Raw genomic sequence first — 18,271 nt, 5'->3', positions numbered from 1 at the left:
TGGTCTCAGGCCCGCGTGAAGACGAGAGCCACGTTGTGTCCGCCGAAACCGAACGAGTTGTTCAGCGCGGCGGGGATCTCCAGGTGGCGCGCCTTGTTGGCGGCCACGTCCAGGTCGAGACCGTCGTCCGGGTCGTCCAGGTTGATCGTGGGCGGCACCACGCCGTCGCGGATCGCCAGGATCGTGGCGATCGACTCCAGTGCGCCGGCCGCACCGAGCAGGTGCCCGGACATTGACTTCGTCGAGGTCAGCACCGGGTGATCACCCAGCGCCTGGTGCAGAGCCCTGATCTCGGCGAGGTCGCCGACCGGGGTCGACGTGGCGTGGGCGTTGACATGCACGATGTCCCGCTTGGCTACGTCGGCGTCGGCGATCGCCTTGGCGATGGCCCGGATCGCGCCGGCCCCCTCGGGATGTGGCTGGACGATGTCGTAGCCGTCGGAGGTGAGGCCGGCGCCGGCGAGCCGCGCGTACACCTGGGCGCCGCGGGCGGCGGCGTGGTCGGCACGCTCCAGCACGAGGATGCCGGCGCCCTCACCCAGCACGAAACCGTCGCGGCCGGAGTCCCACGGCCGGGAAGCCCGCTCCGGCTCGTCGTTGCGGGTCGACATCGCCCGCATCGAGGAGAAGCCGGCGATCGGCAGCGCGTGGATGACCGCCTCGGTGCCGCCGGCAACCACCACGTCGGCGCGGCCGGCACGGATCATGTCCAGGCCGAGGGCGATCGCCTCCGCCCCGGTGGCGCAGGCGCTGGCCACCGAGTGCACGCCCGCCCGGGCGCCCAGTTCCAGGCCGACCCAGGCGGCCGGGCCGTTCGGCATCAGCATCGGAATGGTGTGCGGGGAGACCCGCCGCGGGCCGGACGCCTCCAGGATGTCGTCCTGGGCGAGCAGGGTCAGCGCGCCGCCGATGCCGGAGCCGATGCTGACGCCCAGCCGGTCCGGGTCCAGCCCGGAGTCGGCCAGACCGGCGTCCGCCCAGGCCTGGTGCGCGGCGATGATCGCGATCGCCTCGGAGCGGTCCAGGCGGCGCAGCTTCACCCGGTCCAGCAGGCCGGCCGGATCGACCGCGAGCTGGGCGGCGATCCGGACCGGCAGCTGCTCGGCCCACTCCTGGGTGAGCGGACCCACCCCGGAGTGGCCGCTCCGCATGGCGTCCCAGGTCGACGCGACGTCCCCGCCCAGCGGGGTGGTCGCGCCGAGCCCGGTGACGACGACATCGGTGTGTGCCATGGTCAGGACTGCGCCTCGATGTAGCTGACGGCGTCCCCGACGGTCTTCAGGTTCTGCACCTCGTTGTCCGGGATCTTGACGCCGAACTTCTCCTCGGCGGCCACCACGACCTCCACCATCGACAGCGAGTCGACGTCCAGGTCGTCGGTGAAGGACTTCCCCTCGGCCACGTCGTCCGGGTTCACCCCGGCAACCTCTTCGAGGATCTCGGCGAGGCCGGTGGTGATCTCGTCACGGGTCATTACGGTTTGGTTCCTTTCATCGGGATTGCTTCGCCGTGGGTGGCGAAGGCGGCACGGCCGGACCGCGCCGGGTCTTCAGGGGCAGCGGACGACCTGACCGGCGTAGGTCAGGCCGCCGCCGAAGCCGAACAGCAGCACCGGGGCGCCGGAGGGCACCTCCCGCCGCTCGACCAGCTTCGACAGCGCCAGCGGGACGCTCGCCGCCGAGGTGTTGCCGGACTCGACGATGTCCTTGGCGATGATCGCGTCGGGGATGCCGAGGCGCTTGGCGATACCGTCGATGATCCGGGCGTTGGCCTGGTGCGGCACGAACGCGGCCAGCTCCGACGGGTCGACTCCGGCGCGTTCGCACGCCTGCAGCGCCAGCGGGGCCAGCGCGGTGGTGGCCCAGCGGAAGACCGCCTGCCCCTCCTGCTGAATGTACGGACGCCAGCCCTCGATGCGGACCGCGTCGCCCCGGTCGGGCACCGAGCCCCAGATCACCGGGCCGACACCGGCGGGCTCGTCCGCCGCGCTGGCCGTGACCACCGCGGCACCGGCCCCGTCACCGAAGATGATGCAGGTCGAGCGGTCGGTCCAGTCGGTGAAGTCGGAAAGCTTCTCGGCGCCGATGACGATGGCGTTGCGCGAGGCACCGGCCCGGATGGCATGGTCGACGGTGCCCAGGGCGTACGCGAAGCCCGAACAGGCGGTGTTGATGTCGTACGCGCCCGGGGCGGTGATGCCGAGCTTGGCGGCGACCCGGCAGGCGACGTTCGGGCTGCGATCGACGGCGGTGCAGGTGGCGACCACCACGAGGTCGATGTCGGCGGCGGTCAGGCCGGAGCCGGCCAGCGCCTTGCCCGCGGCGGCGGCGGCCATGTCGGACACCGTCTCACCGTCGGCGATCCGCCGGGTGACGATGCCCACTCGGTCGCGGATCCATTCGTCGTTGGTCTCCACCAGCTGGGCGATCTCGTCGTTGGTCACCACGCGCGACGGCTGGTAGTGGCCGAGCGCGACGATCCGGCTGCCGGTCATGCCGGTCCCTCCCCGCGGCCGACCTCGGCCTGGGACTTGTCCCGGCCGTGTTCGCTGGTGTGCCCGCCGCGTTCGGCCGTGACGGCACTCCGCTTCGCTGACGTGCCGTCACGAGACACATCCGCGCCGAGCCGGCTGATCCGCTTGCTGCGGTCGCTCATGCGTGACCTCCGATCCGGGCCAGCGGCTGGCCCGGGGCGATCGGGTCGTCGTGGTGGGCGAGCCACTCGGTGAGCAGCCCGCCGGCGTGTGCGGTCACCTCGACCGGGCCCTGCCGGGTGGAGACGTGCCCGATGACCTGTCCGGTGCGCAGGTCGGCGCCCTCGGCCAGCTCCTCGACGGGCATGAAGGTGCCGGCCGCGGGGGAGACCACGACCCGGAACTGGATCACCGGCTCGTGGCCGAGCCCGCTGTGCCGGGCGATCAGGTCCCGCGCGGCGGGCAGGTCGTCGGGGGTGTTGAGCGTGACGATCTCCGGGGCGGTGTCGCCTTTCAGCGCCCGCTTCACCAAGCCGGCGAGCGCGCCGGCCGGCGGCAGCTCGATCACCCCGGTCACCCCGAGGTCGGCCAGCGTGCGCGTGCAGAGGTCCCAGCGGACGGGGGCGGTGACCTGGCGGACCAGTCGCTGCACCATCTCCCGGCCGTGGTTGACGGCCGAGCCGTCGAGGTTGGACAGCAGGATGCGGGCCGGATCGGCGGGGGTGATCCCGGCGGCCACCGCCGCCAACGCAGCCTCGGCCGGGGCCATGTACGGCGTGTGGAACGCGCCGGCCACCTGGAGGCGGACGATCCGGGTGCGCGTCGGTGGCTCGGCGGCGAGCTTGTCCAGCCCGTCGAGCGCGCCGGCGGCGACGATCTGCCCGGCGCCGTTGCGGTTGGCCGGGTGTAGCCCGTGTGCGGCGATCGCGGCCAGTACCTCGTCCGGGTCGCCGCCGAGCACAGCGGCCATTCCGGTCGGCTCCAGCGCACAGGCGGCGGCCATCTCTCGGCCGCGGACACCGGCGAGGGTGACGGCGGCCTCCGGCGGGAGCGCTCCGGCGAGTACCGTCGCGCCCAGCTCGCCGACGCTGTGGCCGGCGGTGAGGGCGACGTCGTACATCGGCAGGTGCTCGGCGGCGAGCAGCGCCGCCGCGACGAGCAGCGGCTGGGTGCCGGCGGTGTCCTTGATCTCGGCGGCATCGGCGACCGTGCCGAGGTGGACCAGGTCGACCCCGGAGAGCGCGGACCACCACCGTAGCCGCGCCTCGGCACCGGGCAGGTCGAGCCAGGGCGTCAGGAAGCCGGGCTTCTGTGAACCCTGGCCGGGGGAGAGTACAGCGAGCACGTCTATGACTCTCCCGGATACGCGCGGGTAGCGCTGTGCCGCCCCCGACCAAACCGCACTAGGACCTTTGGAGGGATCCTACAAAGATCGGCCGTGATCACCATCGTTCTGTGATGTTTTCCTCATGCCTGGGGTCATTGTCTGGGTCGGGACCACCGTGACGACCGGATCGAGCCGGCCGACCGTCAGTGCCACCTGGAGCGCGTACGCGTCCCGTGCTTCGAGCGGGGAGAACCCGGTCACCTCGGCGACCCGTCGCAGCCGGTAGCGCACCGTGTTCGGGTGCACGAACAGCGTGCGTGCGGCGCTCTCCAGCGTTCCACCAGCGGCGAAGAAGGCGTCCAACGTCTCCAGCAGTTCCCCGCCCAAGCGGGTCAGCGTCGCGTACACGTCGTGCCGCAGCCGCCGTCGGGCCTCCGAGTCGCCGGCGAGCGCCCGCTCCGGCAGCAGGTCGGCGGCGGGCACCGGCCGCGGTGCGGCCGGCCAGGCCGGCGCGGCCCGGAACCCGGCGAGGGCGGCCCGTGCCGACTCGGTGGCCTCGTCCAGGCTCGGCACCGCCGGGCCGACCACCACCGGCCCCTCCCCGAAGGCATCGAGCAGCTTGCCGGTGGCGGCCATCGGGTCGGCGGCACCGCCGAGCACGATGACCAGCCGATCCCCGTGCACTCCGCCGATCACCTCGACGCTGATCCGCCGGGCCTGCCGGTAGACCGTATGCAGCACCGCGGCGACCTCCCCGCCGGGAGAGCGGCCGACAGCCACGGCGACCGGGGGCGCGTCCATCCAGCCCAGCGCGGCGGCCCGGCTGGCCAGGACGTCCGGAGAGTCACCGCGCAGCAGCGCGTCCACGAGCAGCGCCTGGAGCCGGGCGTCCCACGAGCCGCGGGACTCGGCGGCGCGCGCGTACACCCGCGCGGCGGCGAAGGCGATCTCCCGGGAGAAGCGCAGCACCGCCTCCCGCAGCTGCGGCTCCTCACCGGGGGCGGCCAGATGAGGGACCTGCTCCTCCACCACGTCGATGGTGACCTTGATCAGGGCGACGGTCTGCTGGAGGCTGATCGACCGGGCCAGCGCCTGAGGTGCGGCCGCGAAGACCTCGTCCGAGACCTCCTGGGTGCTGTCAGCGGCGCCACCGCCGGAGCGCAGCCACTGCACCAGCGAGCGCACGCCGGCCTGGGCCACCAGCATCACCCACGAGCGCTGGTCGGCGGGGAGCGCGCGGAACCACGGCAGGGTCTCGTCCATCCGCACCACACTGGCGGTGGCCAGCGTCCCGGCCGCCCGCTCGATCCGGCGCAGGGTGGCCGCCAGTTCGGTACCCGGCTCGCTCACCGCCCCAGCCTAGTGACAAGCCGTGCTCTGGTTCGCCGGGCCTGGGCCGCCGCCCTCGGTCGAGGGGAACCGGTCGACCTGATGCCGGCGGCGTCGGCGAGGTACGGGCCGGGTGAAGGCGCCGGTCGGATCACAGCCGGGACGTAGGGCCGGTCCCTACCCGGTGCCCCCGCCCGCCGGCGCGGCCGGCGGAGGCACCGGCAGGCCCAGTTCCTGGGCCAGGATGGCAGCCTGCACCCGGCTGCGCAGGTCGAGCTTGGCGAGGATTCGGCTGACGTGGGTCTTCGTGGTGCTCTCCGCCATCGTCAACCGGTCGGCGATCTGCTGGTTGGACAGGCCCAACCCGAGGCAGGTGAGCACGTCTCGTTCGCGGGGCGTCAACGCGCCTACCGCCGCTCGGGCGCTCTCCGGGGTGGCCGGCGCGCTGGCCGCGAAGGCGGTGATCAGGCGCCGGGTCACCGCCGGGGCGATGAAGCCCTCGCCGCGGGCCACCGTCCGCACCGCGGCGACCAGCCCGGCCGCGTCGGTGTCCTTGAGCAGGAATCCGGCGGCGCCGGCCCGCAACGCCCCGAAAACGTACTCGTCGAGGTCGAACGTGGTGAGCACCAGCACGTCGGCGAGGTGGTCCGTGACGATCTCCCGGGTCGCCGAGATGCCGTCCCGGCGAGGCATCCGCACATCGAGCACCGCGACGTCCGGGCGCAACTCCCGGCACAGCCGGACCGCCTCGACACCGTCGTCAGCCTCACCCACCACCTCGACGCCGGGCTCTCCCGCCAGGATCAGGGCCAGGCCCGCCCGTACGGTCGACTGGTCGTCGGCGAGGAGTACCCGGACCGGGCCGGTCATCTCGCCCTCCCGTTCCCGACGAAAGCGTCGGTCGGCAGTTCGGCCCGGACGTGCCAGTGTCCGTCCCGGGGCCCGGCGGTGAACCGGCCGTGCAGCAATGCCACCCGCTCCCGCATCCCGATCAGTCCGGCGCCCCCGCCACCCACCGTCGCGGCCTCGCGGCGCGGCCGGTTGGCCACGCTCACCACCACCGTCGCCGGCTCGTACGCCACCTTCAGGTCCGCCTCACCCGTGCCGTGTTTGAGCGCGTTGGTCAGCGACTCCTGCACGATCCGGTACGCGGCGAGGTCCACCCCTACCGGCAGTACGCGGGGCTCACCCCGCCAGCGCACCCGCACCGCCAGCCCGGCAGCCCGTGCGCGGTCCACCACGGTCGCCACCTCGCTCAACCGGGCCCGGGTCGCCTCCTCCGTCGCGTCCTCGCCGGTCCCGCTCTCGGCCGGGCCGCGGAGCAGCCCGATCATCTGCCGCATCTCGGCCAGGCCCTGCACGCTGCTTTCCCGGATCACCCGCAGCGCCGACTCCACCTGTGACCGGCCCAGGTCGGGCACGGAGAGCACGGCGGTGGCGTGGATGGCCACCGCGCTCAGGTGGTTGGCGATCACGTCGTGCAGCTCCCGCGCCATCCGGGCCCGCTCGGTGCTTACCGCCTCCCGTCGGTCCAGTTCGACCAGGCGGGCGGTCTGCTCGGCCCAGGTGCGCTCTGCGGTGGCCTGGTCGCGGTACTGCCGCACACTGAGCCCGGTGACCACCGGGAGCACTCCGGCAAGCACCACCGGCGCTCCCACGCCGACCCCCTGCCAGCGTCCCAGCCACAGCACCCCGGCCGCCGCGCCGAGCACGCTCAGCGCCACGGTGACCCGCAGCAGCCACCGCCACGTCCGACGCGAGCCGAACACACACGCGTCGTAGAGGACCTGGGTGTACACGAGGACGGTGGCCAGCGATCCGCCCAGGGCCACGTCGACGACCACCGCCACGGTGCCCAGCGCCAGGCTGGTTCCGGTCGCGACCCGCCGCAGAGCGACCGCCACGCAGACCGCCACGAGCGACGGCAGGAACGCCGGGTCCGGTGTCATCGTCCCGTAGGGCAGCTGCGGCTGTGTGCCGATGGCGTACAGGACCAGACCGCCGGCCAGGGACACTCCGCCCAGCGTGAGGTCCCGGCCGAGCGTGCCGGGGCCGAGCCAGGGTGGCGGTCGCATGGCTCCGATCCCACCACAACGCCGGTCGCCCGGACTCCGACCCGGGACGGAGATCACCCACCGCCCCTCCGTCGAAGGGCGGATGTCGGCGCGCGGGTCCGTCGAAGGATGGACCTGAGGATCGTCTGCGGTGTCGAGGTCGGCCGTCCCCGGGCCGGCGAGCCTAAAGGGACCGGACATGGGGAGGGAGAAAGATGCTGGTCGGACTGATCGTCGCCGGCGAGATCGCGTTCTGGGTGGTGCTCGTGGCCGGGCTGGTGGCGCGCTACCCGCTGCGCCGGCCGCGGGTCGGGGCGGCGCTGCTGGTGTGCGTACCCCTGGTGGATCTGGTGCTCCTCGTGGCGACCGCGCTGGACCTGCGGCGCGGCGCCACCGCGGACGTCACGCACGGCCTGGCGGCCGCCTACCTGGGCTTCTCGGCGGCGTTCGGCCGTTCCACGGTCCGCTGGGCCGATCAGCGGTTCGCGTACTGGTTCGCGGGCGGGCCGCCTCCGGTGCGCCCGCCCCGGCACGGGTGGGCCCGAACCCGGCACGAGTGGCGGCAGTGGGCGCGCGGTCTGCTCGGCTGGGCGATCGCCTGCGGCCTGCTCGTCCTGGCGATCGTCTGGGTCGGTGACGCCGAGCGTACCCGTGAGCTGGCGAACTGGATTGCGAGGCTCAGCCTCGCCGTCGTCGTCTGGCTGGTCGCCTTTCCGGTGTGGGAGACGATCTTCCCGCGCCGGGCCCGGGGCTGACCTGGGTACGCGTTGCACAGCTCCGCACCCTCGACCAGTACGGTGACAGGGCACGCCGGGGCGACCGCCGGCGGGCGACGGCGAGTGTGAGGAGACCGGGATGGCGCATGGGGAGGCCGACCACGGCTGCGCCCAGGGCGAGCCCTACCGGCCTGGTCACCACGAGCAGCCGGCCGGCAAGCACCACCGGCGGCTGGCCGGGGGCACGCCGGCGCACCCGGGTGAGATGTCCACGGGGCGCGTGCCCGAGCCCGCCGACGACGACGTCGCGGTGCCCCGGCAGCGGTCGGCCGATCCGCCGTCGTCCGGCGTCACCGAGCCCGTGCCCGCCAGCTGCCGCAGTGACCAGCCGGGTTGGGCGGGTGGGCACCGGCACGGCCCGGTCCGGCCCCGGCAGCGGATCGGTCGCCGCGAGCGGCCGCCACGCCGCTGGTGCTGACTGTCCGCCGGCCGTCCGGCCACCAGCGTGGTGCCCGCGAACCCGACCTGCTCGTGCTGTCCTGGCGGGGCTGGTGGACGCGGGCCGGCTGACCGTCCACGTGACCCGGACGTTCCCCCTCGACCAGGCGGTGCGCGGTTCGTCTGGTCGAGGCGGGCCACGTTCGGCTCAGGGCGGTCCTGAGGGTCTGAACTCCGCCGAGGTGGTGTCAGCGGGTCCGGCGGCGGATCAGCAGGGCGATCCCAGCCAGCCCGAACGTGATAGCGACCACGACCGCCACGTTGAGCAGCAACACTCGCCGCAACTCGCCCAGCGCCTCGTCGATGTCCTTGGCGGGGTTGATGGCATCCTCCGGAATCACCCGCTCGCCGCCGCCGACGCCCCCGCTCACCGTGTCGAACTCGCGTTTCAACGGCACGCCGACTGTCCGCAGTGTCTCTGACATGTTGAGCCGGCCGAGGAACCAGCCGGCGGTGGTCTGCCGCGAGCCCGGCTGCTTCGCCGGCCGGTAGACGCGCGGCCCGCCGACCGCCTTCGGATACAGGTCGTAGGTTTGTCGCGGTGTCCCGCCGGAGAGCACCACGAGCGTGTACTTCGGACCGAGGTCGGCCTTGCGCGGGCTGGTGGTCTGGCCGGTGCTTCCGAGGAAGCTGACCTGGTCGATGACGGCGACCACCTCGGTCGGGTGCAGGTCCGCGCGCAGCCGCAGCGGCTCGGTCAGCCCCTTGCCCGTGATGTCGACGCCCGCGGGCCTCGGCTTCGGGGTCGCCGTCACCGGAGCGGCCAGACCGAGCGACAGCACTCCCGTCGCCAGTGCTCCCGCGACCAGAGCGGTCAGCCGCCGTACCCTTCGGACCATCGCCTTCTCCTCGCCCCGTTCGATGGATGGCTGCACTGCAGGGTCATGTGTCGGGCCGACCGACGTGACCGCAATCGCAGGCTGGATACCCAACCTTATGACGCCGCCGCACGGCGGCCGGTTGCACCTTGCCAAACTGTAGTTGGAAGTAGGTGCGAACCACGTGACGATCAATCCACGACCGCTGTTGTCCGGTGGGCGGATCGTGCCGTTAGGGAGGGTTTCATGACGGGCAGGGTCGCACGTGTGGCCCGTGCCTCGCCAGTGGTATTCGGTGTGTCGCCGCGCCGGCGCCCGGCCCCGCCTCCCAGGCCACCCCACGACCCCACCATCCCCGTGATCTTGCACTTGTCGTCCGGTCACATTGCCAGCACAAGCGAGTAGAGACCGACCCGCGAAGGTGGGAGGGATCAGAAGAGCCGGAGACGCGCGGCACGCAGGCGGGTGAGGGTGCGGTCCTGGCCGAGCACCTCCAGCGACTCGAAGAGCGGAAGTCCGACGCTGCGGCCGGTCACCGCGACCCGGACCGGGGCCTGAGCCTTGCCCAGCCTGAGGCCACGCTGTGCACCGACCGCCTCCAGCGCCGACTTGATGGACACCGCGTCCCAGGACGCCAGCGCCTCGAAGGCGGCGACGGACGCGTCGAGCAGCTCCGCTGCGCCCTCCTTCATCGCCTTGACCCAGGCCGCCTCGTCGATCAGCGGCGAGTCCAGGAAGAGAAAGTCGACGTTCGGCACGATCTCGCTGAGCACCGCGATCCGGGTCTGCGCCAGCGGGGCCACCGCCGCGAACGCTTCGGCGTCGAACTCCTCTGGCTGCCATGGCGGCGGCGCGATGGTGTCGGCTCCGGTCAGCCACGGCTGACAGGCGGCGATGAACTCGGCCACCGGCAGGGCGCGAATGTACTCGCCGTTGAACGCGCGCAGCTTCTTCTCGTCGAAGAACGCCGGCGACGGGTTGACGTCGGCCAGCCGGAACTCCTCCTCGATCACCGACCAGGGCACGATCTCGCGGTCGCCGGACGGCGCCCAGCCGAGCAGCATGAGATAGTTGCGCATCGCGTCGGCCAGGTAACCCTCCTCGCGGTACGCCTCGAGGGCGACCTTGTCGCGACGCTTGGACAGCTTCTGCCGCTTCTCGTTGACCACCACCGGGACGTGCGCCCACAGCGGAGGCTTGACGCCCAGCGCGTCCCAGAGCAGCTGCTGCTTCGGGGTGTTGGGCAGGTGCTCCTCGGCCCGGATCACGTGGGTGATCCCCATGGTCACGTCGTCGACCACGTTGGCGAGCAGGAAGACCGGCGAGCCGTCGCCCCGGGCGATGACGAAGTCCTCGATCAGCCTGTTCTCGAAGGTGGGCTCGCCACGGATCAGATCGACCACCACGGTCTCGCCCTCGTCGGGCGTACGGAAGCGCAGCGCGCGACCCTCACCGGGCGTCAGGCCGCGGTCGCGGCAGAACCCGTCGTACCCGGTGTACTGCGAGCCGGTGCGGGCCTGTACCGACTCTCGGGTGCAGTCGCAGTGGTACGCCCGACCGGACTCGTACAGCCGGGCGGCGGCGGCCCGGTGCTCGCCGGCGTACCGGGACTGGAAGTAGGGGCCCTCGTAGCTGCCCCGGGCGATGCCGATCCAGTCCAGCGCCGAGAGGATCCCCTCGGTCCACTCCGGCTTGTTGCGGGCCGCGTCGGTGTCCTCGATGCGCAGTACGAACACCCCGCCCTGCTGCTTGGCGTAGATCCAGTTCTGCAGCGCCGAGCGGGCACCGCCGACGTGGAACATACCGGTAGGGGAGGGGGCGAAGCGTACACGTACCGTCACGCCCCCAGCCTACGGCCGCCCCTCGCGCCGCGAGGAAGGGCCCCTTGTCATCGCCTCGCTCATCAACGGGATCCCCGCCCGTGCTGCCGGCGGTCACGCAACGGAGTGGATCTTAAACACCAGGACGGTGGCCGCCGCGGTGACGGCATACAGGACCGGGTGGCCGCCCAGGAACACCACGATCGGCGCGGAGATCGCCGGGCCGAGCACCTGTGGCGCCGGGTTCGCGATGTTGATCACGTCGAGATCCTTGGCCCGGTCGGCGGCCCGGGGGAGCACCTGCGTGATGAGCGCCGCGTCCACCGACAGGTAGACCCCGGTGCGTGCACCCCCGTGCCGTGACCGGGGCTCATGTGGATGCATGGTTCGTTGAGCGTGATCCACAGCCGCACCCGGTCGCCAAACCGGGCGGCGGTCGCGTCGGCGTACTCGGCGAACCGGTAGGCGGCGTCCCGGTTCAGCCAGCCGCCGGCGTCTTCCAGCGGCTGTGGCAGGTCCCTGGCGTGCAGCGCCATAGGCCTCGGAGTCCCCGCTCCGCAATGGTTTTCGGCGTGTCTTTTCCGAACCCGTCCAAGTAAGTCCGAATTTGCGCATAGAGTGCCGATATTGTGGGATGTCCTCACTGGAGGAAGACGGAAATGATCCTCGTGGAACGCAGTGCGCACGTGATGGCGCCGATCGGAGCGGTCTGGGGCGTCGTCCAGCGGGCCGAACAGTTGCCGGACTGGCTGGCCGGGGTCCGTGCGGCCGAGGTGCTCTCGGGCGAGGGCTTCGGCCGGCGGCAGTTGGTCCAGGCGGGGCGCGGCACGGCGCATGAGGCCGAGGTGATCGCCTACCAGGAGCCGACCCTGATCGGCTGGCGGGAACGCGCCAAGGGCGCCGGGGCCCGCGCCGAGGCGCGCACCGAAATCTACGTCCAGCTCACCGCCGAGGAGGAGGGCGGGACGACCGTGCGGCTCATCGTCGTACGCTGGCCGGCTGGCCCAGCCAAGGCCGCCCTGCTCCGACTCGGCCTGCGTCGGGTCGGCGCCGACCTGGAGGACTCGCTCGCCCGGCTGACCGACCTGGCCGCCGTCGGCTGACCGGGCCGAGTCCTGGCGTCACCCGCCCCCGGCGGTGGCCCGGGTCCCCGCCAGGGATCCCGGGCCACCGCCACTGTGCGCCCTGGCCGTCCCGGATGTCGCAACAAGTCCGCGTCCGATACCGGCCGCGCCGAACCGCCCGTCCCTGGACACGGCGCACGGCCCGACGCGCGTGATGGCGCCGGGCCGTGCGTCCTGTCCGGGCTAGCTGTCGCCGCCGGTCTCGCCGACCGGGGCGGCGGTGACGTCCTCGATCGCGTACTTCTTGGCTGCCTCGGCGGGCACGGTCGCCGGCACCGCGCCCCGCAGGGCGAGCTGCCGCAGCGTCGCGACCACGATCGACTCGGCGTCCACGTGGAAGTACCGGCGCAGGGCGTGCCGGGTGTCCGACATGCCGAACCCGTCGGTGCCGAGCGAGGTGTAGTCGCCCGGCACCCAGCGGGCGATCAGGTCGGGCACCGCCCGCATCCAGTCGCTGACCGCGACCTTCGGGCCGTCGGCGTCGGCCAGCTTCCGCGCCACATACGGCACCCGCTGGTCTCCACCCGGGTTGACCAGGTTGTGCTCCTCGGCCTCGACCGCATCCCGGCGCAGCTCCGTCCACGACGTCACCGACCAGACGTCGGCGGCCACCCCCCAGTCCTGGGCGAGCAGCTCCTGCGCCTGCAGCGCCCACTGCATGCCGGTGCCCGAGGCGAGCAGCTGCGCCTTCGGACCGTCCACCTGGGGTGCCACCGCGTAGCGGTAGATCCCCTTGAGCAGGCCCTCGACGTCCACCGCGTCCGGCTCCGCCGGCTGCACGATCGGCTCGTTGTAGACGGTCAGGTAGTAGAAGACGTTCTCCTGCGCCACTCCGTACATGCGGTGCAGGCCGTTCTCCACGATGTGCGCGATCTCGTACGCGAACGCCGGGTCGTAGGCGACCACCGCCGGGTTGGTGGCAGCGATCAGCAGCGAGTGGCCGTCCTCGTGTTGGAGACCCTCACCGTTGAGTGTGGTGCGTCCGGCGGTGGCACCGAGCAGGAAGCCCCGCGCCATCTGGTCGGCCGCCGCCCACAGCCCGTCGGCGGTGCGCTGGAAGCCGAACATCGAGTAGAAGATGTACATCGGGATCATCGGCTCGTTGTGCGTGGCGTACGAGGAGCCCGCCGCCGTGAACGACGCCACCGACCCGACCTCGTTGATGCCCTCGTGCAGGATCTGCCCGGCGGTCGACTCCTTGTACGACAGGAACAGCTCCCGGTCGACCGAGGTGTACCGCTGGCCGTGCGGGGAGTAGATCTTCTGCGTCGGGAACAGCGAGTCCATGCCGAAGGTGCGTGCCTCGTCCGGGATGATCGGCACCCAGCGCCTGCCGAACTCCTTGTCCTTCATCACGTCCTTGAGCAGGCGGACGAAGGCCATCGTGGTGGCAACCTTCTGCTTGCCGGAGCCGCGCTTGACGTCGGAGAAGCGCTCCGGGCCGGGGATGGTGAGCCGCTTGGTGCCGGGTCGCCGCGACGGCAGATAGCCGCCGAGTTGGGCTCGCCGGTCCTTGAGGTAGGCGATCTCGTCGGACTTCTCGCCCGGGTGGTAGTACGGCGGCAGGTAGGGGTTCTCCTCCAGCGCCCTGTCCGGGATGTCCAGGTAGAGCCGGTCGCGGAAGGTCTTCAGGTCCTCCAACGTCAGCTTCTTCATCTGGTGGGTGGCGTTGCGGCCCTCGAAGTGCGAGCCGAGCGTCCAGCCCTTGATCGTCTTGGCCAGGATCACCGTCGGCTGACCGGTGTGCTCCATCGCCGCCTTGTACGCCGCGTAGAGCTTCCGATAGTCGTGGCCGCCGCGCTTGAGGTTCCAGATCTCCTCGTCGGTCAGGTGCTCGACCATCTTGCGGGTCCGCGGGTCGCGACCGAAGAAGTGCTCCCGGACGTACGTCCCGGACTCCGCCTTGTAGGTCTGGTAGTCCCCGTCGGGCGTGGTGTTCATGAGGTTGACCAGCGCGCCGTCGGTGTCCCGGGCGAGCAGCGGGTCCCACTCGCGGCCCCACACCACCTTGACGACGTTCCAGCCGGCACCCCGGAAGAACGCCTCCAGCTCCTGCATGACCTTGCCGTTGCCGCGGACCGGTCCGTCGAGGCGCTGGAGGTTGCAGTTGATGACGAAGGTGAGGTTGTCCAGCTCCTCGCGGGCGGCCACCCCGATCGCGCCGAGCGTCTCCGGCTCGTCCATCTCGCCGTCGCCGAGGAACGCCCAGACGTGCTGGTCGGAGGTGTCCTTGATGCCGCGGTGGTGCAGGTACCGGTTGAACCGGGCCTGGTAGATGGCGTTGACGCCGCCGAGGCCCATCGAGACGGTGGGGAACTCCCAGAAGTCCGGCATCAGCCGCGGGTGCGGGTACGACGGCAGGCCGCCCCCGGGGTGTGACAGCTCCTGCCGGAATCCGTCGAGCTGGTGCTCGGTGAGCCGGCCCTCCAGGAACGCCCGTGCGTACATGCCCGGGGAGGCGTGGCCCTGGTAGAAGATGTGGTCGCCGCCGCCCGGGTGGTCCTTACCCCGGAAGAAGTGGTTGAAGCCGACCTCGTAGAGCGAGGCCGAGCTGGCGAAGGTGGAGATGTGCCCGCCCACACCGATCTCCGGCCGCTGCGCCCGGTGTACCAGCATCGCCGCGTTCCACCGGACGTACGCCCGGATCCGCCGTTCGACGTGCTCGTCACCCGGGAACCAGGGCTCACGCTCCGGCGGGATGCTGTTGATGTAGTCCGTGGTGGTCAGGGACGGCACCCCGACCTGGCGCTCGCGGGCCCGCTCCAGCAGGCGCAGCATGACGTAGCGGGCGCGCTTGGTCCCGCGTTCGCCGATGACACCGTCGAGCGACTCGACCCATTCGCTGGTCTCTGCGGGGTCGATGTCCGGAAGCTGGCTCGGCAGACCGGCGGTGATCACCGGGCGCTTGCGTTCCGTAGCCACAGGCGTTCCCTCGGTTGTGGGTGGGACAGGTCTCTAGCGCCATCCTGCCCCCTCGTGGCACCCGTCGTCACGTCCACCGCCGGGAGACGCGACGCTCGACACAGGTACCCGCCGGTAACATCGCGCTGGTCGCGGGTCCGTCGCCCCGTATCCGTCCGGTTGCGGGGCGCGACGGTGATGGCGGCCGGATCGGTGGACCCGCGGCTGATTACTACCGCACGGTTGTGCGCGGAGTCCTACCGCACGGGCGTGCACGTGGCGGACGGGCGCGGGGATGTTGCCGGGGCCGGTGGGGCGGCGCGGCAGTGGGTGACGCGGCGCGGTCGGCCGGGCGACGGCGGTCCGGCTCGGGCAGAATGCGGCGTATGCGCACCGAGGTGATCACTGTCCAGACCGGAAATCGCCCCACCGTCCGGGACATCACCGCCGAGGCGGAGCGGTTCGTCGCCGGGCAGGGCGACGGGCTGCTGCACGTCTTCGTGCCGCACGCCACCGCCGGCCTGGCGATCATCGAGACCGGGTCCGGCTCCGACAACGACCTGCTCACCGCGCTGGACGAGCTGCTCCCCGCCGACAACCGGTGGCGGCACCGGCACGGCTCACCCGGCCACGGGCGGGACCACGTGCTGCCGGCGTTCGTGCCGCCGTACGCGACCCTGCCGGTGGTCGGCGGGCGGATCGCGCTGGGCACCTGGCAGTCGGTGTGCCTGGTCGACCCGAACGGCGACAACCCGGTCCGCCAGGTCCGCCTCTCGTTCCTCCCCGGCTGACGGCGATGGCGAGCGTCAGCGAGGGCCGCCAGCGACCCGGGGCGGCTGGCCGTGCAGCTGCGGTCGACGACCAGCGTGGGTGGTCCTGGGCAGCGTGATGTTCGTTGGCTTGGCCGCTGAAGCGTTGCCAAGGGGTCCTGTGCGGCGCCGCCAACGGTCCCTGCCGCACGTCACACGGCGAGGTCGCGGCGGGTGAAGGCGGCGGTGCCGGTGGCCACCAGCGCGGCGGTGCTGGCGAGCAGCAGCAGCGCGCCGAGTGGCTGCACCCCGTCGACCAGGGGTGAGCCGCCCAGATACCAGTGGTACGGCGACGCCTCCCGCGCCCAGCCGAGGCCCTCGACCTGGGGGAAGACCGAGTTGGCCAGGTAGCCGAGGACGGCTACCCCGGCGCCGGCGCCGAGGGCCGTCGCCCGCCGCCCGGTGGCCGCCCCGACCGCGAAGGCGAGCGCGGTGAACGCCAGCCCGAACAGCGCCAGGTGCAGGGTCATGGCCGCGAACCCGCCGACGCTGATACTCGCCAGTCGCGCCGGGCCGCGCAGCCCGACCAGCGCCAGGCCGAGCAGCACGGTCACCCCGACGACACCGACGGCGGCGGCGGCGAACCGCAGCAGGGCGAGTCGGGCCCGACCCACCGGGTGCGCGAGGACCAGGTCGAGGGTGCCGGCCTCCTCGTCGCCGGCCACCACCCGGCTGCCGGCGGTGATGGCGAAGACCGTCACCAGCAGCGGCACCAGCAGGCCGTAGACCGCGCTGCCGAGGTAGCCGGCCGCGCTGGTCAGGTCGCGGTAGTTGAACGCCTCCAGCAGCCCTTCCGGGTACGCCTCGAGCGCCTTTGCCATCTCCGGGGTCTGCATGGTCGGCCAGAACGACGCGTACATGCTGCCGACGGCGACGACGGCGACGGCCCAGACCAGCAGGGACCGGCGGGCGTCGTGCAGCGTCTTGCCGAACGGGTCACGCAGCAGCACTGCTGGCCTCCTCGCGGGCGTAGTAGCCGAAGAACAGTTCCTCCAGGTCGGGCTCCTCGGAGAGCAGTCCGACAACGGTGTGCCCCGCTGCCGCCTTGACCAGGGCGTCGGCCCGTCCGTCGAGGCGGCAGCGCAGGGTGGTGCCGGCGACGCTCACCTCGCTGACCCCGGGCAGGGCGGCGAACTCCGCCTCGGTCACCGGGTCCCCGAAGTGGATCTCTACCCGACGGACGGCCCGCTCGCGCAGCTCCTCGACCCGGGCGACGGTGACCAGCCGGCCGTCCCGGATGATCCCGATCCGGTCGGCGGTCTGCTGGACCTCGCTCATCACGTGCGAGGACATGAAGACCGTCCGGCCGGCGGCCCGCGCCTCGCGAACCATGGTCACGAACTCCTGTTGGAGGAACGGGTCCAACCCGCTGGTCGGCTCGTCCAGGACGAGCAGCTCCGGATCGTGCATGAAGGCCTGGACGATGCCGACCTTCTGCCGGTTGCCCTTGCTCAGCCCCTTGATCCGTCGGTTCAGGTCGAGGTCGAGCCGGCTCGCCAGCTCGTCCACCCGGGCTTGGGGCAGCCCGCCGCGCAGGTTGCCGAGGTAGGTGAGGAGTTCGCGGGCGGTCTGCCGGCCGTCGGTGACGAAGTCGCCGGCGAGGTAGCCGATCCGGCGGCGCAGCGCCACGCCGTCGCGGCGCGGGTCGGCGCCGAGCACCCGGATCCGTCCGCTGGTGGGTCGGATCAGGTCGAGCAGCAGCCGGATGGTGGTGGACTTGCCGGCTCCGTTCGGGCCGAGAAAGCCGTACACCTCACCCGGCTCGACCCGCAGGTCCAGTCCGGCCAGGCCGCGGTTGCGGCCGTACGTCTTCACCAGGTCCTCGGTGTGGATGGCGGGCTCGGCCATCGCGGTCTCCCTTCCCCAGGTACTCCGATTCGAAGCGTTCGACGAGCTTGGGCACCTCGCGTTCGACGAACGCGTAGAAGTCGCGCATCACCCGCAGACGCCCGGCGCCCGGGGTGTCCGCCCCGGCGGTGACGGCGAGTCCGCGTTCCATCAGTTCGCGGAACGCCCGGAACTTCGTGGCGTCGGCGGCGATCCGAACGATCGCGTCCGGCTGGATCTCGTACGCGTGACCGCGTTGCCCCGGCACCGGCACCCGCCGGGCGAGGCCGCTGGTTTCCAACATGCGCATGCCGGTGCTGACCGAGCCCTTGGAGAGCCCGAGGCCGCTGGCGAGTTGCGCGCTGGTCTGCCCCGGCGGATCGCACACCAGGAGCCAGCCGAGCAGCTTGCCGTACGCCGGCGGGAGCCCGAGCCCGCCCAGCACGACGGCGGCGTCCTCCGCGTAGCGCCGCTGCTCGGAGAGTTCCATCACCCGATCCCGTTTCGAACGTTCAGAAAGTATTGAACAAAGGATACGCAGTGGACCGGTGCGACGCTAGTCGAAGTCGGCCCGC

Annotated in this window: 17 protein-coding genes and 3 pseudogenes; 4 read left to right on the top strand and 16 right to left on the bottom strand. The window is 72.1% G+C overall.

What is annotated here, in order from left to right; all coding sequences use genetic code 11:
• Window positions 1-5 precede the first annotated feature (5 nt).
• The 8 genes and pseudogenes from fabF to QTQ03_RS11595 all read right to left on the bottom strand — a co-directional run bounded on the left by fabF (window position 6) and on the right by QTQ03_RS11595 (window position 7,204).
• Window positions 6-1,232, bottom strand: a complete 1,227-nt coding sequence (gene fabF / locus QTQ03_RS11630; RefSeq protein WP_289278019.1) for a beta-ketoacyl-ACP synthase II — start codon at window positions 1,230-1,232, stop codon at window positions 6-8.
• Between the two features lie 2 nt (window positions 1,233-1,234).
• Complete coding sequence (locus QTQ03_RS11625) at window positions 1,235-1,474, bottom strand: acyl carrier protein (RefSeq protein ID WP_053653162.1); 240 nt, start codon at window positions 1,472-1,474, stop codon at window positions 1,235-1,237.
• Window positions 1,475-1,549: 75 nt separating this feature from the next.
• Window positions 1,550-2,494, bottom strand: coding sequence for a beta-ketoacyl-ACP synthase III (locus tag QTQ03_RS11620; RefSeq protein ID WP_289278018.1), 945 nt, complete (start codon window positions 2,492-2,494; stop codon window positions 1,550-1,552).
• Window positions 2,491-2,655, bottom strand: a complete 165-nt coding sequence (locus QTQ03_RS11615) for a hypothetical protein (protein ID WP_289278017.1) — start codon at window positions 2,653-2,655, stop codon at window positions 2,491-2,493. The genes QTQ03_RS11620 and QTQ03_RS11615 overlap by 4 nt, the downstream gene beginning before the upstream one ends.
• On the bottom strand, window positions 2,652-3,818 hold the full coding sequence (locus QTQ03_RS11610) for an acyltransferase domain-containing protein (RefSeq protein ID WP_289278016.1): 1,167 nt from the start codon (window positions 3,816-3,818) through the stop codon (window positions 2,652-2,654). Before QTQ03_RS11610 ends, QTQ03_RS11615 begins: the two co-directional genes overlap by 4 nt.
• Window positions 3,819-3,896: 78 nt before the next feature.
• A pseudogene (locus tag QTQ03_RS11605) lies at window positions 3,897-5,195 on the bottom strand (PucR family transcriptional regulator); the annotation flags it as partial.
• A gap of 111 nt (window positions 5,196-5,306) precedes the next feature.
• Entirely contained in the window at window positions 5,307-5,999 is a 693-nt protein-coding gene (locus QTQ03_RS11600) for a response regulator (RefSeq protein ID WP_289278014.1), read from the bottom strand.
• Window positions 5,996-7,204: a sensor histidine kinase gene (locus tag QTQ03_RS11595; RefSeq protein WP_289278013.1), complete on the bottom strand. Its 1,209-nt coding sequence runs from the start codon at window positions 7,202-7,204 to the stop codon at window positions 5,996-5,998. Before QTQ03_RS11595 ends, QTQ03_RS11600 begins: the two co-directional genes overlap by 4 nt.
• A gap of 194 nt (window positions 7,205-7,398) precedes the next feature.
• Here QTQ03_RS11595 and QTQ03_RS11590 point away from each other — a divergent pair, with 194 nt between their 5' ends.
• Window positions 7,399-7,938 carry a hypothetical protein gene (locus tag QTQ03_RS11590; protein WP_289278012.1) on the top strand — a complete coding sequence of 180 codons (540 nt, stop codon included), beginning with the start codon at window positions 7,399-7,401 and terminating at the stop codon, window positions 7,936-7,938.
• Between the two features lie 100 nt (window positions 7,939-8,038).
• Entirely contained in the window at window positions 8,039-8,377 is a 339-nt protein-coding gene (locus QTQ03_RS11585; RefSeq protein ID WP_289278011.1) for a hypothetical protein, read from the top strand.
• 208 nt (window positions 8,378-8,585) lie between these two features.
• Here the strand turns inward: QTQ03_RS11585 and QTQ03_RS11580 are convergent, their stop codons facing one another.
• The 4 genes and pseudogenes from QTQ03_RS11580 to QTQ03_RS11565 form a co-directional block, all read right to left on the bottom strand.
• Window positions 8,586-9,236 (bottom strand): hypothetical protein, encoded by a 651-nt coding sequence (locus QTQ03_RS11580; RefSeq protein WP_289280777.1) that lies wholly within the window; start codon window positions 9,234-9,236, stop codon window positions 8,586-8,588.
• A 410-nt stretch (window positions 9,237-9,646) separates the two neighbouring features.
• Entirely contained in the window at window positions 9,647-11,056 is a 1,410-nt protein-coding gene (gltX, locus tag QTQ03_RS11575; protein ID WP_289278010.1) for a glutamate--tRNA ligase, read from the bottom strand.
• Between the two features lie 93 nt (window positions 11,057-11,149).
• Window positions 11,150-11,386: pseudogene (locus tag QTQ03_RS11570) on the bottom strand (MFS transporter); the annotation flags it as partial.
• Complete coding sequence (locus tag QTQ03_RS11565; RefSeq protein WP_502889744.1) at window positions 11,293-11,571, bottom strand: family 1 glycosylhydrolase; 279 nt, start codon at window positions 11,569-11,571, stop codon at window positions 11,293-11,295. The gene QTQ03_RS11565 and the pseudogene QTQ03_RS11570, both read right to left, overlap by 94 nt.
• A gap of 123 nt (window positions 11,572-11,694) precedes the next feature.
• Between QTQ03_RS11565 and QTQ03_RS11560 the strand changes: the two genes are divergently transcribed.
• Window positions 11,695-12,138: an SRPBCC family protein gene (locus QTQ03_RS11560; RefSeq protein WP_289278009.1), complete on the top strand. Its 444-nt coding sequence runs from the start codon at window positions 11,695-11,697 to the stop codon at window positions 12,136-12,138.
• 204 nt (window positions 12,139-12,342) lie between these two features.
• Here QTQ03_RS11560 and aceE read toward each other — a convergent pair whose 3' ends face one another.
• Window positions 12,343-15,081, bottom strand: coding sequence for a pyruvate dehydrogenase (acetyl-transferring), homodimeric type (gene aceE / locus QTQ03_RS11555; RefSeq protein WP_289278008.1), 2,739 nt, complete (start codon window positions 15,079-15,081; stop codon window positions 12,343-12,345).
• Window positions 15,082-15,446: 365 nt separating this feature from the next.
• Here aceE and QTQ03_RS11550 point away from each other — a divergent pair, with 365 nt between their 5' ends.
• Window positions 15,447-15,851: a YjbQ family protein gene (locus tag QTQ03_RS11550; RefSeq protein ID WP_289278007.1), complete on the top strand. Its 405-nt coding sequence runs from the start codon at window positions 15,447-15,449 to the stop codon at window positions 15,849-15,851.
• 170 nt (window positions 15,852-16,021) lie between these two features.
• Here the strand turns inward: QTQ03_RS11550 and QTQ03_RS11545 are convergent, their stop codons facing one another.
• From QTQ03_RS11545 to QTQ03_RS11535, 3 genes and pseudogenes are all read right to left on the bottom strand, one after another.
• Window positions 16,022-16,819 carry an ABC transporter permease subunit gene (locus QTQ03_RS11545; RefSeq protein ID WP_289278006.1) on the bottom strand — a complete coding sequence of 266 codons (798 nt, stop codon included), beginning with the start codon at window positions 16,817-16,819 and terminating at the stop codon, window positions 16,022-16,024.
• Window positions 16,806-17,717 (bottom strand): ABC transporter ATP-binding protein, encoded by a 912-nt coding sequence (locus QTQ03_RS11540; RefSeq protein WP_289278005.1) that lies wholly within the window; start codon window positions 17,715-17,717, stop codon window positions 16,806-16,808. The genes QTQ03_RS11545 and QTQ03_RS11540 overlap by 14 nt, the downstream gene beginning before the upstream one ends.
• Window positions 17,718-17,739: 22 nt before the next feature.
• Window positions 17,740-18,186 (bottom strand): annotated as a pseudogene (locus QTQ03_RS11535) (GbsR/MarR family transcriptional regulator); the annotation flags it as partial.
• Between the last annotated feature and the right edge of the window lie 85 nt (window positions 18,187-18,271).

Origin of the sequence: Micromonospora sp. WMMA1363, assembly GCF_030345795.1 — a bacterium.
Classification (GTDB): Bacteria; Actinomycetota; Actinomycetes; order Mycobacteriales; family Micromonosporaceae; genus Micromonospora.
The sequence above is the reverse complement of the archived record's forward strand: the minus strand, read 5'-3'. Positions and strand labels throughout refer to the sequence as shown.

Excerpts from the sequence above, each read along its gene's own strand:
- QTQ03_RS11580 (WP_289280777.1), bottom strand. The coding sequence starts at position 9,236 with ATGGTCCGAAGGGTACGGCGGCTGACCGCTCTGGTCGCGGGAGCACTG.
- QTQ03_RS11585 (WP_289278011.1), top strand. The coding sequence starts at position 8,039 with ATGGCGCATGGGGAGGCCGACCACGGCTGCGCCCAGGGCGAGCCCTAC.
- QTQ03_RS11560 (WP_289278009.1), top strand. The coding sequence starts at position 11,695 with ATGATCCTCGTGGAACGCAGTGCGCACGTGATGGCGCCGATCGGAGCG.
- QTQ03_RS11600 (WP_289278014.1), bottom strand. The coding sequence starts at position 5,999 with ATGACCGGCCCGGTCCGGGTACTCCTCGCCGACGACCAGTCGACCGTA.
- QTQ03_RS11590 (WP_289278012.1), top strand. The coding sequence starts at position 7,399 with ATGCTGGTCGGACTGATCGTCGCCGGCGAGATCGCGTTCTGGGTGGTG.
- QTQ03_RS11620 (WP_289278018.1), bottom strand. The coding sequence starts at position 2,494 with ATGACCGGCAGCCGGATCGTCGCGCTCGGCCACTACCAGCCGTCGCGC.
- QTQ03_RS11625 (WP_053653162.1), bottom strand. The coding sequence starts at position 1,474 with ATGACCCGTGACGAGATCACCACCGGCCTCGCCGAGATCCTCGAAGAG.
- QTQ03_RS11615 (WP_289278017.1), bottom strand. The coding sequence starts at position 2,655 with ATGAGCGACCGCAGCAAGCGGATCAGCCGGCTCGGCGCGGATGTGTCT.
- fabF (WP_289278019.1), bottom strand. The coding sequence starts at position 1,232 with ATGGCACACACCGATGTCGTCGTCACCGGGCTCGGCGCGACCACCCCG.
- QTQ03_RS11565 (WP_502889744.1), bottom strand. The coding sequence starts at position 11,571 with ATGGCGCTGCACGCCAGGGACCTGCCACAGCCGCTGGAAGACGCCGGC.
- QTQ03_RS11550 (WP_289278007.1), top strand. The coding sequence starts at position 15,447 with ATGCGCACCGAGGTGATCACTGTCCAGACCGGAAATCGCCCCACCGTC.
- QTQ03_RS11595 (WP_289278013.1), bottom strand. The coding sequence starts at position 7,204 with ATGCGACCGCCACCCTGGCTCGGCCCCGGCACGCTCGGCCGGGACCTC.
- QTQ03_RS11540 (WP_289278005.1), bottom strand. The coding sequence starts at position 17,717 with ATGGCCGAGCCCGCCATCCACACCGAGGACCTGGTGAAGACGTACGGC.